Raw genomic sequence first — 15,111 nt, forward strand, 5'->3', positions numbered from 1 at the left:
CGGGCCGCTTGCGGCATGCGCTGGGTCGATGCGCCGGTATCGGGAGGCACGGCCGGGGCGGAGCAGGGCAGTTTGGCGATCATGGCTGGCGGTGCCGAACAGGATATTGCAATTGCCAGAGAAGTATTGCGACCGCTGTATAGCCGTTTGACGCATATGGGCGCGGTCGGTAGCGGTCAGGTCACTAAAATCTGCAATCAAATGATCGTCAGTTGCAATGTACTAGTGATCGCGGAAATGATGGCGCTGGCAAAAGCGGCCGGCGTCGATGCCGCAAAAATTCCCGAAGCGCTGGCCGGCGGCTTCGCCGATTCCAAACCACTACAAGTTGTTGGGCCGGAAATGGCCGATAAGCGTTTCGAACCGGTGAAATGGCGCGTGAAAACCTTACTAAAAGATTTAAACATGGCTGTCGATTTAGCCGGCAAACAGGGGAATGCGATACCTATGTCGGGCTTAGCTGCGCAACTAATGCAATTGCACGGCAGCGGCGGATTTTTGGAGCAAGATCCCTCCACGCTGATCAAACTGTACGCCCAAGACTAGTGCTGCGCTTTACCGTCAATCTGAGTTTATTGTTTACCGAACTGCCGTTGTCCGAGCGGTTTCAGGCCGCGAAACAGCACGGTTTCGACGCGGTGGAAATTCAGTTTCCCTACTCGCTGCCAGTCGAACAAATCCGCGATCTATTGGATCAACAGGATTTGCAGTTGGTATTGTTCAATGTCGATGCCGATACTTTGCTGCAGGGCGGTGAGGGTTTGGCGGCGGTTCCGGAAAAACGCGATCAATTTAAAGCGGCGGTTGGGCAGACGCTGGCTTATGCCGAACGATTAAAGCCAAGTGTTATTAATGTGTTACCGGGACGCTGCTTGGACCCGCAGCGCTTGGGCGAATATCAAACTACCTTGTGTGAGAATCTGGCTTATGCCGCAGCGGCTTTCGCCGATTTGGGTATTAAAACCGTATTCGAAGCCGTCAACAGCTACGACATGCCAGGGTTTATCGTCGACACCAGCCAAAAAATGCTGGATGCGCTTAAGCAAATTCAGCATCCGAACTTATTTATGCAATACGACATTTATCACATGAGCCGGATGGGTGAAGATTACGCCGGATTTTTACGGCAACATTTGGATAAGGTCGGTCATATTCAATTTGCCGACTGCCCAGGCCGCGGCCAGCCGGGCACTGGCGATGTGGATTTCGATAGCCTGTTCGATATTATCGCGACGTCGGATTATCAGGGCTGGGTGGGTGCCGAGTACCGGCCGACGGCTGATACTGCCGCCAGTTTGGCTTGGTTTAAAACCTACGCGGTAAAATGATCGGGCGGTATAATCGCCTAGCCTTACTTACCTGTTGATTGTCATGTCCAAACATAATTTCACGATACATCACGCCAGTTTGATCGTCTCCGATACCGAGCAGTCGCTGCTTTTTTACCGCGATGTGTTGGGAATGGAGCAAACCGAACGGCCGAATCTGCCGTTTCCTGGTGCCTGGTTGCAAATCGGCGCGCAGCAGATTCATTTGCTGGAATTGGATAATCCCGACCCTACCACCGGCAGACCGGCGCATGGCGGTCGTGATCGGCATGTGGCTATGCATATCGATTCGGTTGACGCTTTGCGCGAAGATCTGGAGCGGACTGGTACTGCGTATACGCTAAGTATTTCCGGGCGCAAGGCGCTGTTTTGCCGGGATCGAGACGGTAACGCGCTGGAGTTTATCGAGCGTCCCTGATACCCATGTTCAGACGGCTTTTCTACGGCGGATTATTGATAGGCAGCCTGGCGATGCTGCTGTTTGTGCTGGGGTTTGTCTGTTTGCAGTTTGGCTTGGCTTTGTTGATGGGGTTGTTTTATCTATTAGCCAGTAAAGTGATGTTGCTGGCTTTGGCTTTGTTGGCTTTACTTGGTTTGTTGACCTTGTTCACGGCGGTTTGCCGCGAGCTGCGCGGGTATTTTAGTCGAGAATCTTCGGCGTTACGTCAACTATTGTGTTTGCAGATTCGCCGGCAAGATTTGGAGCGGCTCAAGGTTGCTGAATGCCGGCAGTTAAGCTATCTGACCAGATTCAAGCGGCAACGCCTGCTTGCCGCCGATAACCGAAAACAGGCCAGAGAATTGTCGGTTGCAATTGATCATGAATTGCAGGCGGCGAAGTCGCAATTGCCGACATCCCGATATAAAGATCTGCGCAAAGCCTTGCGCTCGTATCGTAAACAAGCCGATTCTGCGGCGATGCTGGCTTTACGCCGACAGCTCCATGTCGCCGATTAGTCGCTGGTTGGCCGAGTCGCTGGCGTTTTTGCGGCGCAGTCGCGATGACAATCTGCACTGGCAATTGTCCAGACATAACGATGTCGCGGATTTGCGGCGAGCGAAGGCTCTAGCCGAACAGGCATTAGTGGCGCAACTGAAAAAGCAGTCGCAGCAACTGGCTCATGAGCTGACCGTCAATAAAGCCCGCAACAGCAACGAGCTGGCGATGGTGAAAACTCAATGTAAACAGGATTTAAAAGACTATCAGCAATATCTGCAATCGCTGGATAAACTGAAGGAGTCTTTGCGCAGTAGTTACGCTCATCTGCCGGAAGCTGTCGCATTCACGATCCATCATCACGCCAAGCAGTTATTGAATCGAATGTGGGATGCCCAAGAGCCGCAGGAAAAATTGAAAATAGAAATGCAGTTGTTGCAGTTCATGACTGCGGTGCATGAAGACAGTCAGGCTTCCTTGCAAGGCGAGGGTGACGGCGGTTTACCGCAGCGGGCCTTGGCCTTTATCGATACGGATTTGGCGGACTAGATAGGCTGGAAATAGCCTTCAATATCTCTAACCATTTTCTTGTTCAGCGCAAACATCACCACGTGATCACCTTCCGCGAATACGGTGTCGTGATGTACCGGAATCACTTCTTTTTCGCGGATCAGCGCACCTAATATCACCCCGTCAGGCAAATTGACCTGATCTACCCGCAAGCCCACCACGGAGCTGGAATTTTTGCTGCGGTGAGCAATGGCCTCTATCGCTTCCGCACTCCCTCCGCACACCGAGCTAACACCGACCACGTCGCCTTTCCTGACATGTTTCAGGATGCCGCCCAAGGTTTCCAGTTTCGGTTGAATCGCCAGATCGATCTCGGTGCCGTCCAATAATTTTAGGTAGGAATTATTGTTGATCAGGCAGATAGCTTTTTTGGCACCGAGTTTTTTGGCCAGACCGGCGGAAATCAGGTTGATGCCGTCGTTATTGGTAATCGCGCAGAACAAGTCGATGTCTTCAATCATTTCTTCTTGCAGTAGCGATTCGTCGGTACAGTCGCCATGCAGAATTAAGGTGTTACGCAAATCGTTGGAGATCTCGCGCGCTCGCTCGATGTCTTGCTCGATGACTTTGACGTGGTAATTTTTCTCCAAGGCAATCGCCAGTCGCTTGCCGACGTGGCCGCCGCCGGCCAGCATAATGGTTTTGATCGGCGATTCCAGCTTGTGCAAATCCACCAGGGTTTTACGGACCTTATCGCGTGGGCAGACGAAGAATACCTCGTCGCCGGTGGCGATCACCGCTTCACCGTTTACCGCGATAGCTTTGCCGTCGCGGAAAATCGCCGCGACCCGAATCATGCTGTCGGCCAGTTTTTCTTTCACGGCGTGGATGCGTTTACCGGTCAGAAAGCCGGTCGGTACCACGCGAATCGAAAACAGCCTGACCAAGCCGTCGGCAAACTCGGACACATGTAGCGCACCGGGATATTTGATCAGATTGTGAATGGATTCGGTCACGACCTGCTCAGGGCTGATGACGATATCGATACCGCCCGGTGCAAATAATTCCGGATGGTTTAGAAAGTCGATGGCGCGCACCCTGGCGATGGTTTTGGGTTTGCTATACAGGGTGTTAATCACCTGACAGGCCAGCATGTTGGTCTCGTCGCGGTCGGTAACGGCAATCACCATGTCGGCGTCTTGAATGCCGGCCTGTTCCAGGACGCTGGGATGTGCGGCGTTGCCTTCCACAGTGGCTATATCCAGGCGGCCTTTCAACGCGGTGAGCAAGTGGGCATTTTTATCGATAACGACAATATCGTTTTCTTCACTGGCCAATGCGCCGGCAACCGAAGAGCCGGTAACACCGGCACCGAGAATCACTATTTTCATAAATTGTTAAAGCCGGAGGAATGATGTCGAATGCTTGCCGCCGCAAGGGCCGAAGCCGGCGAATTATACGCTGATCGCTTGGCTTGTCCATGTTCGAGCTATCCCAAATTCGCTGCGATGAAAATCGCGGAATTGTGGAGCTAGACTGTAGCTGTGAAGCAAAAATAGCTTTTTATATAGGCGATCGCCGCATTTAAATAGCCGATTTACAAAAACCGGCTGGTTGATGGTACTAGGTTATCGGGCTTGTTTTCTGGTCACAGCTGCCCCATACCGTTTATAATCGCAAACTTTGGTTCACTCTCACTCTGGAAATATCATGCTGGGTAAGCTGGTTAAATTGGTAGTTGGCAGCCGCAACGACAGGCTGGTCAAGAAGAAACGCAAGCTAGTCAAGAAAGTAAATGTTCTGGCCGCCGAATACGAAAAATTATCCGATGCGGCGTTACAAGCCAAAACACAGGAATTTCGCGACCGCCTTGCCCAAGGCGAAAACCTAGACAATTTACTCCCAGAAGCCTTCGCCGCCGTGCGGGAAGCCTCGACCCGCGTATTTGGCATGCGTCATTTCGATGTGCAGTTGATCGGCGGTATGGTCTTGCATAGCGGCAAGATTGCCGAGATGAAAACCGGTGAGGGTAAAACCCTGATGGCCACTCTGGCCGCCTATTTGAATGCCTTGCCCGGTAAAGGTGTGCATGTCGTTACCGTGAACGACTACTTGGCGCGCCGCGATGCGGAATGGATGGGCAGGCTCTACGGTTTCCTCGGTTTGACCACCGGCGTCATTGTCAGCGATCTGAACCACGAACAACGGCAAGCGGCTTACGCCGCCGATATTACCTACGGTACCAACAACGAATTTGGTTTCGATTATCTGCGCGACAACATGGCCTTCAGCCTGGAACAAAAAGTCCAGCGCGATCTGAATTTTGCCATCGTCGACGAGGTTGACTCGATTTTGATCGACGAAGCCAGAACGCCGTTAATCATCTCCGGTCAGGCGGAGGGCAGTACCGATATTTACCTGAAGACCAATCAAATCATTCCTTACCTGACCAAGCAGGAAAAAGCCGACGATCCGGAAAAACAGGATCAAATGCCCGGCGATTACGCAGTGGACGAAAAATCCCGGCAGATCCATTTGACCGAAGCCGGCTACGAGCACGTCGAGCGCTTGTTGGCGGAGCACGGTTTGATAGCCGACGGTTCCACATTGTACGAAGCCGCCAATATCCGTTTGATGCACTATCTGAACGCCTCCTTGCGGGCGCATGTGTTGTTCCAGAAGGATGTCGATTATGTGGTTAAGGACGGTCAAGTCATCATCGTCGATGAGTTTACCGGCCGGATGATGAGTGGTCGGCGCTGGTCCGAGGGCTTGCATCAAGCGATGGAAGCCAAGGAAAACGTGACCATTCAAAACGAAAACCAAACGCTGGCTTCCATTACCTTCCAGAATTATTTCCGTCTGTACAGCAAGTTGTCCGGTATGACGGGTACTGCGGACACCGAAGCGTTTGAATTGAATAAAATCTACGGCCTGGAAGTAGTGGTCATCCCTACCCACAGACCAATGATTCGTAAAGACAAAGGCGATTTGGTTTATCTGTCGGCGCGGGAAAAATACAACGCCGTGATCGAAGACATCAAAGATTGCGTGCAGCGCGGCCAGCCGGTGTTGGTCGGTACTACCTCGATAGAGAACTCAGAGCTGATCTCCGGCATGCTGCAAAAGCAAAACATCCGGCATGAAGTCTTGAATGCCAAGCAGCATGAGCGCGAGGCGCACATTATCGAAAATGCCGGTATGCCGGGCGCTGTAACCATTGCCACCAACATGGCCGGTCGCGGTACCGACATCGTGCTGGGTGGGAATCTGAATGCCGAACTAGAGGCCTTGGGCCCGGATGCCAGCGAATCCGATAAAGAGCGCGTGCGCGCCGCCTGGTTGGAAAGGCACGAAAAAGTGTTGGCCAGCGGCGGTCTGCATGTCATTGGTTCCGAGCGCCACGAGTCGCGGCGGATCGACAATCAGTTGCGCGGCCGTTCCGGTCGGCAAGGCGACCCTGGCTCCACCCGTTTTTATTTGTCTCTCGAAGACGACTTGATGCGGATTTTCGCCTCAGAGCGGGTTGCTAGTTTGATGCAAAAACTGGGTATGGAAGAAGGCGAAGCCATCGAGCATCCTTGGGTGACCCGTTCCATCGAAAGCGCGCAACGCAAAGTAGAGAATCGTAACTTCGATATTCGGAAAGAAATTCTGGCCTACGACGACGTTGCCAACGATCAACGTAAGGTTATTTACGCGCAGCGCAATGAATTGATGGCTGCCGAAGATATCAACGACATTATCAACGCGATTCGTGCCGACGTGCTGAACGATGTGATCACCGAATACATCCCGCCGAAAACCATGGAAGAACAGTGGGATGTGCGCGGCTTGGAAAATCATTTGCAGCAAGAATTTAATCTGCAAATGCCGCTGGTGGAAATGTTGGGCAACGACCGTACGCTTAACGAACCGAAATTGCGCCAATTAATTATCGAAAAAGCCGAGCAAGAAAGTCGTGCCCGCGAAGAAGCGGTAGGTGTTCAAGTATTGCGCCATTTCGAGAAATCGGTGATGTTGCAAGTGCTGGATAATAGCTGGAAAGAACATTTGGCGGCCATGGACCAACTGCGCCAAGGCATTCACTTTAGAGGCTATGCGCAAAAAGATCCCAAGCAGGAGTACAAGCGCGAGTCGTTCCAAATGTTTACCGGCCTGTTGACGCATATCAAACAGGAAGTGGTAGGCATATTGGCCAAGGTGCAAGTGGCGCGTGAAGAAGATGTGCAGGCCATCGACGAACAACGTCAGGCGCCGCTGGAGATGCACTATGAACACGCGGAAGCGCATTCGATTTTTGAAGAGGAGCCGGCGGCGCAAGCAGCCCAGTCCGACTCGGACCCGGAGAGCGTAGAGCAGCCTTTTGTCAGACTTGGCAGTAAAGTGGGCCGTAACGACCCATGCCCCTGCGGTTCCGGTAAAAAGTACAAGCAATGCCACGGCAAATTAAACTGATATTAAACCGCGACGCCTTATACCAGGTGTCGCGGGTGCCCGACAAATCGATTTAGAGGGCCTTTCTGCATCGCTTTCAGCCTTGCAAAATCAAGCGGCCCACGGCTTTTAATTTTCACTGTCCTCAAGGGTAAGCACTATGCCGCATAGAGTCTTTCATAAAAGTAACCCCGCCGCCGATATTACCAAGCTCCCTAAGTTGGGCATGGATAAAAAGCATTTCATAGCCGATTTCAAACATTATTACAGTCATAGGCTCGGACGCGATCAAAATTGCCGTTCCCCGCATTACGCCTACGAAGCCTTGTCTTTGGCGATCAGCGACCGTTTAGTCGAACGCTGGAAGAAAACCTATAACGTCTATCGGGACTCCGATTGTAAAAAAGCCTTCTATCTGTCGATGGAGTTTTTAATGGGGCGTTCGCTGAGCAACGCGATGTTGAATCTCGGGGTTGACGATATCGTTACGCAAGCTTTGTATGATTTGGGTTTGGAAGCCGAGGAACTCATTGAAAGCGAACCGGATGCCGGTTTAGGTAACGGTGGTCTGGGGCGTCTGGCAGCCTGTTTCATCGACAGTTGCGCCACTTTGCAATTGCCGGTCACCGGCTACGGTTTGCGTTACGAATACGGTATGTTTTCTCAACAAATCGTCAATGGCGAGCAGGTTGAAAAACCGGATCATTGGTTACGGATGGGTAACGTCTGGGAAATCGAGCGGCCGGAATATATGCACCGCATCAAATTCGGCGGCCACACGCAAACGCACATCGACGAAAAAGGCAATAAGCGCACCAGTTGGCTCGATACCCATGACGTGATTGCCATGCCTTACGACACGCCGGTGCCGGGGTATAAAAACGGCACGGTCAATACCTTGCGCTTGTGGAAAGCCATCGCCACTGAAGAGTTCAATTTACAGGAATTTAATGCCGGCGATTACGCCGAAGCGGTGGCCGAGAAAAACACAGCCGAAAATATTACTATGGTGTTGTATCCCAACGACGCCAACGAAAACGGCAAAGCCTTGCGTCTGCAACAGCAATACCTGTTGGCGTCCGCCAGTTTGCAGGACGTGATCGCCAACTGGGTAGGTCGTCACGGCAATAATTTCAGTAAATTTGCCGAGAAAAACTGCTTCCAGCTCAACGATACCCATCCCAGCATCGCGGTGGCCGAGTTGATGCGTTTGCTGATGGACATTCACGGCTTACCCTGGAAAGACGCCTGGAACATCACGCGGCAAACGATGGCCTACACCAACCATACCTTGCTGCCCGAGGCCTTGGAAAAATGGTCTGTCAATCTGATGCAGCATTTGCTGCCGCGCTTGATGGAAATTATTTTTGAAATCAACGCGCACTTCATGGCCGAAGTTTCCGCGCGTTGGCCTGGTGACAATCCGCGCATGGCGCGGATGTCGATTATCGAAGAAGGTCATCAAAAACAGGTGCGGATGGCATTTTTGGCCATCGTCGGCAGCTTTTCCGTCAACGGTGTCGCCGAACTGCATTCCAGACTGTTGCAGGAAGGCTTGTTTAGAGACTTTTACGAACTCTGGCCGCAAAAATTTAATAACAAAACCAATGGCGTGACCCCCAGACGTTGGCTGGCCGGCTGTAATCCGGAATTGGCCGAGTTTATCACCGCGACTATTGGCGATGGCTGGATTACCGATCTATCTCAGCTGTCCAAATTAGCGCCTTATGCCGAAGACGCCGCGTTCAGACAAAAATGGTACGACCTAAACCGTGCCAGTAAACAGCGCCTGGTCGATTACAAAAAAGAAGAGCATGACATCGAGATCAATGTCGATGCCTTGTTCGATGTGCAGGTCAAACGTATCCACGAATACAAGCGGCAGATTCTGAATGTACTGCATGTGATCCATCTTTATGACCGTATCAAACGCGGCGACACGCAAAACTGGGTGGATCGTTGCGTCCTGATCGGCGGTAAGGCGGCGCCCGGCTATGTGATGGCAAAAAAAATCATCAAGCTGATTAACAATGTCGGCAGTGTGATCAACGAGGATCCGGAAGTAGGCAATAAGCTGCGCTTGGTGTTTATGCCCAATTATTGCGTGTCGGCGATGGAGAAAATCTGCCCCGGAGCGGATTTGTCGGAACAAATTTCGACTGCAGGTAAGGAAGCGTCCGGTACCGGAAATATGAAGTTCATGATGAACGGCGCGCTGACCATCGGTACCTTGGACGGCGCCAATATCGAAATTCGCGAAGAGGTCGGTGCAGACAATTTCTTTTTGTTTGGCTTGACCGAGCAAGAAGTGGAGGCGTTGCGACCGCATTACGATCCGCAATGGTTTATCAATCAGGATAGTGATCTGCAAGGTGTGATGCGCTTGCTGGAATGCGGGCATTTCAATCAATTCGAGCCGGGGATATTCGACGACATCATTGCCTCGATCAAAAGCCCGCATGATCCCTGGATGACTATCGCCGATTTCCGCAGTTACCTTGAAGCGCAGAAGCGAGTCGAACAAACTTGGCGCGATCAAGAGCGCTGGACCAAAATGAGTATTCTCAATACTGCAGCCAGCGGCAAGTTTTCTACCGACAGAACCATTAGCGAATACAACCGCGAGATTTGGAAACTGTCGCCGGTGGACGTGGAAAAATACTGAAGCAATGCTCGATATTGTCTTGTTCGAGCCGGAAATACCGGCCAATACCGGCAATATAATCCGTTTATGCGCTAACACCGGTGCGCATCTGCATTTAATCCAGCCCTTGGGGTTTGATTTGGACGACAAACGTCTGCGTCGCGCCGGGCTGGATTATCATGAATGGGTGAACATCCGCCAGTACGGTTCCTTGCATGATTACGTCGAAAAAGCCAAGCCCCAGCGTTTATTTGCGTTAACCACCAAAGGCCACACCGGGTACAGCGAGGTGCGATATAAAGCGGGGGATGCCTTGTTATTCGGTCCGGAAACCCGCGGCTTGCCGGCCACATTTCTGAGTCAACATCCGGCCGCGCTGCAACTGTATTTGCCGATGCGTAAGGAAAGCCGCAGTCTCAATCTGTCTAATACCGTGGCGATAGTGCTGTACGAAGCCTGGAAGCAATTGAGCTTTGTGGATGCGGTTCGTTGAATCGTCACTAAAGCAACATGCAGGCTTTCAGCGCCCGCAGCAGCGTTTGAATTTTTTACCGCTGCCGCACGGACAAGGCGCATTCTTGCCGGTATCCGTGCTTTCCGCGACTTTGCCCGCGGCTTTGATGACGCCGTCCAGATAGCGCCAACGGGAATCTGATTTAACGAACCGACTGATTTCGTGCATGAAATAGTCTTCGCCGTCCTGTCGGTAAAAAGCCTTAAACTCGACAATGCCCTTGCTGTCTTGGGCGCTGCCTTTTTTAGTGCTGACTATCGTCAGTTTTTGCCATTGCGCGGTTTCCTTGGAAAAATCGATAGTCATCGGCCGTTTGCCGGCATCCCAGGTATTCAATAAGTAATCCACGTCGCGCCGGGCATACGCGCTAAAACGCGAGCGCATCAATGCTTCCGCTGTTGACGGGTAGTATTTGTCGCCGTGATAGCGGCCGCAGCAATCCGCATAATCTAGGCCGGAGCCGCATAAACAAGTTTCTAGGTGGTCGGTGATTGTCGTCATAGCGGCAGATTTTACCGAAGTAGATAAGCCAAAAGCCAATCTTCGCCGGTATCATGACGGAGCACGTTCGCTGAGTAACCGGGCCGATACATGATTGGTTGCCGGGCTTGCTATGCTAAATCTCAATACTTCGGCGTTTTACGATGAGCGCATTTTCAGGAGGCTGGATTGAAAGTCGCATTAAACACACAAATTTTTCTGGGTGCCGTATTCGGCGTCGCCCTGGGAATGGGGTTTGCCAAGCTGGGACCGGATGCCGCCGTTAGCAAACAAGGTATCTACTTTTGCAGTCTCTTGAGTAATTTATTCATGGATTTGTTGAAAATGGTGTTAGTGCCTTTGGTGTTTACCTCTATTGCGGTTGGAGTAGCTAAACTGCGCATGCACGGCCAACTGCATCGAGTCTGGCTGTCTACTTTAGGTTTTTTTGTTGTCTCCATGGCTTTGGCTATCATGCTGGGCGTGGCGGCCGCTAATCTGTTCGAGCCGGGAAAAGGCTTGAATCTGGACTTGTTCAACAACGCCAGTCCCAACTTTGCCGCTAAGCAAATGAGCTTTGAGCAATTTGTAGCCAGCTTCTTGCATGGTTTGTTCGTTAACCCGTTTGCTGCGCTGGCGCAGGCCAATATTCTAGCAATCGTGATGTTTGCGTTGTTGTTGGGTATTGCCTTGGTGGTGGGCGGGGATCGTTACCGCAATATCTTGCTGCTGTTGCAGGAAGGCTTGGAGTTGATGCTGCGCTTGGTCGGCTGGATTATGCGGCTGGCGCCGTTCGGCATCATGGCTTTGCTGGCGCAGTTGCTGGCGACGCAAAATCTCGCCTTGTTAAGCAGTTTGGCTGAATTTGTCGCGGTCGTCATCGGTACCACCTTGCTGCACGGCTTAGTAGTATTGCCAATGTTGTTACTGTTAATTGCCAAGGTTTCGCCGTTGAAGTTTTTTCTCGGCGCCAGAGAAGCCCTAATTACCGCATTTGCCACCAGCTCCAGCTCGGCGACGTTGCCGGTCACCTTGCGTTGTGTTGAACAACATCTGCACGTCAAGCCCGGTATTGCCGGTTTTGTGGTGCCGCTGGGTGCAACCGTCAATATGGATGGCACCGCGCTCTACGAAGCAGCTGCTGCGCTATTTGTCGCCAATTTAGCGGGTATTGAGCTGGATTTGGCTCAACAATTGATCGTATGTTTTACCACGATGATCGCAGCCATCGGCGCGCCGGGTATTCCCAGCGCCGGGATGGTGACTATGATGATGGTGTTGCAGTCGGTAGGTTTGCCGACCGAAGCTATTGCGATATTGTTACCTATAGATCGCTTGCTGGATACCGTGCGGACTATGGTCAATGTCGAGGGCGATATGGTGGGCAGTTTGGTGGTACAGCGTCTGAGCGAACGCTGATTGATCGGCAACACGTTTACTCATGAATGAATTACCCGATTACGGCCGCTTTGCTTGGCTTTATACAAGGCGGTATCGGCCCGGACGATAAAACTTTCCGGATTGTCGCCCGGTTGTAATTTGGCGACGCCTATCGACAAGGTGATTTTACCCAGCGATTGGTTATCGTTTTTGCGCTGCAAGCGGCTGGTTTCCATTGCATTGCGAATATTTTCGGATATTTCTACAGCTTTTTCGTGGCTGGTATTGGGCATGATAATCGCCAGTTCCTCACCGCCGTAACGTGCCACATGATGATGATCTTCAGCGTGTTTCTTCATTAAAGACGCCACATATTTAATGACATTGTCGCCGATGGTGTGGCCGTAAGTGTCGTTAATGCGCTTGAAATGGTCTATGTCCAGCATCGACAGGCAAGCGGTATCGGGTTCGGATTGTTCGATGATTTCGGCTAAGGTCATGTCGAATGCGCGCCGATTCAATAAGCCCGTTAAACCGTCCGTGGTGGCGATTTGTCTGGCTTGAGCCAGCTCGGTGCGCAATTGCTCCATTTCCTGGTTGGCTTCGGTCAGCTTGGCTTGCATGGCCTGACTGGTTATTGCCAGCGATTTGGTTTCCTGAATGATTTCCTGCAAGATTGTTTTCAAGCCGTCGGACGCGGAGAAATTCTCCAAGATCACCGATTTTTTCTGAAAGCTGTCATTGGTTTCTTCGGCTTTGTTATAGGTCTCGTTGATCGCGCTGGTGGCTTGTTCGATAACTTTGTGCAATTGCCGGTTGATTTGCTCGAAAGATTCCAAAGACGCATTACAAATGTGTGATTTGTAAAGCTCCACGCTGTTGTCATAATCGAAGGCCTTGTTTTCCGCGAGCAAGGAGTCTACTGCTTTGTTTAGGGTCGGGTTGCCGCCGGCCACATAGTCGTACCAAATGGCGTAATTGATTGGGTTGGCTGCAACGTTATGACGCACCAGCAAGGGCAGAATTTGTTTTAGATGGCCGGCGTTAACGCTCGGCGAGAAATCGTAAATCGGTATGTAAGTGGTGCCTTTACTCATCTGGTTTTTATCGATAAACGTATAACGGTTTAAGTATTGCTCGCGCCGGGAGTATTAGCCCTGTCACTGCTTTTGATTGTTCCATATCGCTGCGCTTGGTATAGCGCTTAGTAGAACTAACTTGTACGCACCTTGCCAAATTTTTCTTGAAACACAACGGGCTATCCAGGCTTTCATTTTGCGTAGTCATATACTTACATAAAAGTAACTTAAAACCGGGATTTTTCAATATATCCGGAAAATAAGCTTTGGCCGACAGCGTTTGCGGTTTGTGCGCAGTTGCCGGTTTTGCGGGGTGAGTTTAAGTTTTTTATAGAAATAATTTGCTTGTAGCGGCTGTTTCTCTAATCGCTCTCCGGAGAATATAAGCACAGCAAAACTAACAAAACATTTTGCAGAAGCTCGCGTTTTGGATAAAATGCGCGGCCTTTAGTCGGGTGCTTAGCTCAGCTGGGAGAGCATCGCCCTTACAAGGCGAGGGTCGGGGGTTCGAACCCCTCAGCACCCACCAGACTATCGGAGGTTTAAACTAAAACCCCCATCATTCTATTCAATAATCCTTAGGCAAACGCGCCGCCAGTTCGTCCCAACGAATCACGATTTCCGGCAAAATGCCGACTTGAGTTTCGCCTTCCAATTGATAAATTTGCGGTTTGCCGAACTCTCCGTCTGCCAAGCTGTATATCGTTAACACCCGATCAACCGGATGAACCAGCCAATATTCGCGAACCCCGTGGCGTTCGTAGAGCAGGCGTTTTTTGATTTGGTCATGACCGGCGGTGGAGGGCGATAATACTTCGACTACCCAATCCGGCGCCCCGCGTACGCCACGTTTATCCAGTTTATTGCCATCGCATACTACCAATACGTCGGGCTGCACGACCGTATCGACAGATTCGTCGGCTTCCTGAGCTTTGGGTAAACGCACATCGACCGGTGCGATAAACGCCCGGCAAGGTTTGCCCTGCAGCGCTTGCCGAGTTTGGAAATAAATTTCCCCCACCACATCCTGATGCGGTAAATACGGCGCGGGTGACATCAAATAAGCATCGCCGTCTATCAATTCGTAACGCGCATCGTCCGGCCAGTTTAGATAGTCGCCGTAAGTGTGGGATTCCAGATCTTTCAATGCCAAAGCCATTGTCTTAACTCCTGGTTTGCCTTGTTGCTAGAGCGCGTAAGGTGATTTTGCCCTTTTTCACAGACACCTCACTAAGCGACATGTTTAAACTCAAAAGCTTCAGGGGACATATAGCCCAATTTCGAATGAAGCTGTTCTGGATTGTAATACACTTCGATGTAGTCAAAGAGGTGTTGTTCGGCATTCGTAGGGGTCAGAAAACATTCATCATGGATCGCCTCGACTCCTAAGCTGTGGCTCCAGCTTTCCATGGCAGTATTGTCCGTACAAATAACAATCATCTTGCTAATCCTGCAAAGCAGCAGGTGTTTGTCCAGCAGCTTTTGGTAAGCCACCGAACACTACTGACTCGATCCGAATTTACAATAACGTCCTTGGGAAAATGACGACAGCATAACGGCATCATTAAAGTATCGCAGACGAGCGTTGCGGTCATCTATTCTGCAACGGCCCAACCAATCATCCGGCGTGTGGTGGCTTCTACTGGGAACAAAGGCCTGTGCTTGCGTCGGCGTTATGAGTCTTTGAGTCTGCAAAGTTACGATCATGTCTCCATGATCCCAACTTTCGCGTTCCCAGGCTCATCTCACGCTGGAAATACAGCGCCTCGCTCAGGCTCATGTGTCATTGGACAAGGCTACTG

14 protein-coding genes and 1 tRNA gene are annotated in these 15,111 nt (G+C 51.2%); 10 read left to right on the plus strand and 5 right to left on the minus strand.

The window, feature by feature from the left end; genetic code table 11:
* From NP589_RS19805 to NP589_RS19825, 5 genes are all read left to right on the plus strand, one after another.
* Positions 1-546 (plus strand): NAD(P)-dependent oxidoreductase (locus tag NP589_RS19805; protein ID WP_256608517.1); only part of this gene is annotated, 546 nt, incomplete at its 5' end.
* On the plus strand, positions 546-1,328 hold the full coding sequence (locus NP589_RS19810) for a hydroxypyruvate isomerase family protein (protein ID WP_256608518.1): 783 nt from the start codon (positions 546-548) through the stop codon (positions 1,326-1,328). The genes NP589_RS19805 and NP589_RS19810, both read left to right, overlap by 1 nt.
* Positions 1,329-1,371: 43 nt before the next feature.
* Complete coding sequence (locus NP589_RS19815) at positions 1,372-1,746, plus strand: VOC family protein (protein ID WP_064007723.1); 375 nt, start codon at positions 1,372-1,374, stop codon at positions 1,744-1,746.
* A gap of 5 nt (positions 1,747-1,751) precedes the next feature.
* The gene (locus NP589_RS19820) at positions 1,752-2,285 is read left to right on the plus strand and encodes a hypothetical protein (RefSeq protein ID WP_256608519.1); all 534 of its coding nucleotides are present in this window, start codon (positions 1,752-1,754) and stop codon (positions 2,283-2,285) included.
* The gene (locus NP589_RS19825) at positions 2,272-2,814 is read left to right on the plus strand and encodes a hypothetical protein (protein ID WP_256608520.1); all 543 of its coding nucleotides are present in this window, start codon (positions 2,272-2,274) and stop codon (positions 2,812-2,814) included. Before NP589_RS19820 ends, NP589_RS19825 begins: the two co-directional genes overlap by 14 nt.
* Here NP589_RS19825 and trkA read toward each other — a convergent pair.
* Positions 2,811-4,166, minus strand: a complete 1,356-nt coding sequence (gene trkA, locus NP589_RS19830) for a Trk system potassium transporter TrkA (protein ID WP_064007726.1) — start codon at positions 4,164-4,166, stop codon at positions 2,811-2,813. The genes NP589_RS19825 and trkA overlap by 4 nt on opposite strands.
* Before the next feature lie 319 nt (positions 4,167-4,485).
* Between trkA and secA the strand changes: the two genes are divergently transcribed.
* The 3 genes from secA to trmL all read left to right on the plus strand — a co-directional run bounded on the left by secA (position 4,486) and on the right by trmL (position 10,349).
* Complete coding sequence (gene secA / locus NP589_RS19835) at positions 4,486-7,233, plus strand: preprotein translocase subunit SecA (RefSeq protein WP_256608521.1); 2,748 nt, start codon at positions 4,486-4,488, stop codon at positions 7,231-7,233.
* A gap of 139 nt (positions 7,234-7,372) precedes the next feature.
* Complete coding sequence (locus NP589_RS19840) at positions 7,373-9,877, plus strand: glycogen/starch/alpha-glucan phosphorylase (RefSeq protein WP_256608522.1); 2,505 nt, start codon at positions 7,373-7,375, stop codon at positions 9,875-9,877.
* 4 nt (positions 9,878-9,881) lie between these two features.
* Positions 9,882-10,349, plus strand: a complete 468-nt coding sequence (gene trmL / locus NP589_RS19845; protein WP_256608523.1) for a tRNA (uridine(34)/cytosine(34)/5-carboxymethylaminomethyluridine(34)-2'-O)-methyltransferase TrmL — start codon at positions 9,882-9,884, stop codon at positions 10,347-10,349.
* Positions 10,350-10,376: 27 nt separating this feature from the next.
* Here trmL and NP589_RS19850 read toward each other — a convergent pair whose 3' ends face one another.
* Positions 10,377-10,871, minus strand: coding sequence for a YchJ family protein (locus NP589_RS19850; RefSeq protein WP_256608524.1), 495 nt, complete (start codon positions 10,869-10,871; stop codon positions 10,377-10,379).
* A gap of 168 nt (positions 10,872-11,039) precedes the next feature.
* On the opposite strand from NP589_RS19850, the gene NP589_RS19855 reads away from it, so the two are divergent.
* Complete coding sequence (locus tag NP589_RS19855; RefSeq protein WP_256608525.1) at positions 11,040-12,269, plus strand: dicarboxylate/amino acid:cation symporter; 1,230 nt, start codon at positions 11,040-11,042, stop codon at positions 12,267-12,269.
* A gap of 20 nt (positions 12,270-12,289) precedes the next feature.
* Here the strand turns inward: NP589_RS19855 and NP589_RS19860 are convergent, their stop codons facing one another.
* Positions 12,290-13,327 (minus strand): GGDEF domain-containing protein, encoded by a 1,038-nt coding sequence (locus tag NP589_RS19860; protein ID WP_256608526.1) that lies wholly within the window; start codon positions 13,325-13,327, stop codon positions 12,290-12,292.
* 435 nt (positions 13,328-13,762) lie between these two features.
* On the opposite strand from NP589_RS19860, the gene NP589_RS19865 reads away from it, so the two are divergent.
* Positions 13,763-13,838 (plus strand) — tRNA-Val (locus NP589_RS19865).
* Positions 13,839-13,877: 39 nt separating this feature from the next.
* Here the strand turns inward: NP589_RS19865 and NP589_RS19870 are convergent.
* The gene (locus NP589_RS19870) at positions 13,878-14,468 is read right to left on the minus strand and encodes a Uma2 family endonuclease (RefSeq protein WP_256608527.1); all 591 of its coding nucleotides are present in this window, start codon (positions 14,466-14,468) and stop codon (positions 13,878-13,880) included.
* 71 nt (positions 14,469-14,539) lie between these two features.
* Positions 14,540-14,803 carry an IS3 family transposase gene (locus NP589_RS19875; RefSeq protein WP_256608528.1) on the minus strand — a complete coding sequence of 88 codons (264 nt, stop codon included), beginning with the start codon at positions 14,801-14,803 and terminating at the stop codon, positions 14,540-14,542.
* Positions 14,804-15,111 lie beyond the last annotated feature (308 nt).

This window comes from Methylomonas rosea, from assembly GCF_024505055.1.
In the GTDB taxonomy this organism is placed as follows: Bacteria; Pseudomonadota; Gammaproteobacteria; order Methylococcales; family Methylomonadaceae; genus Methylomonas; species Methylomonas rosea.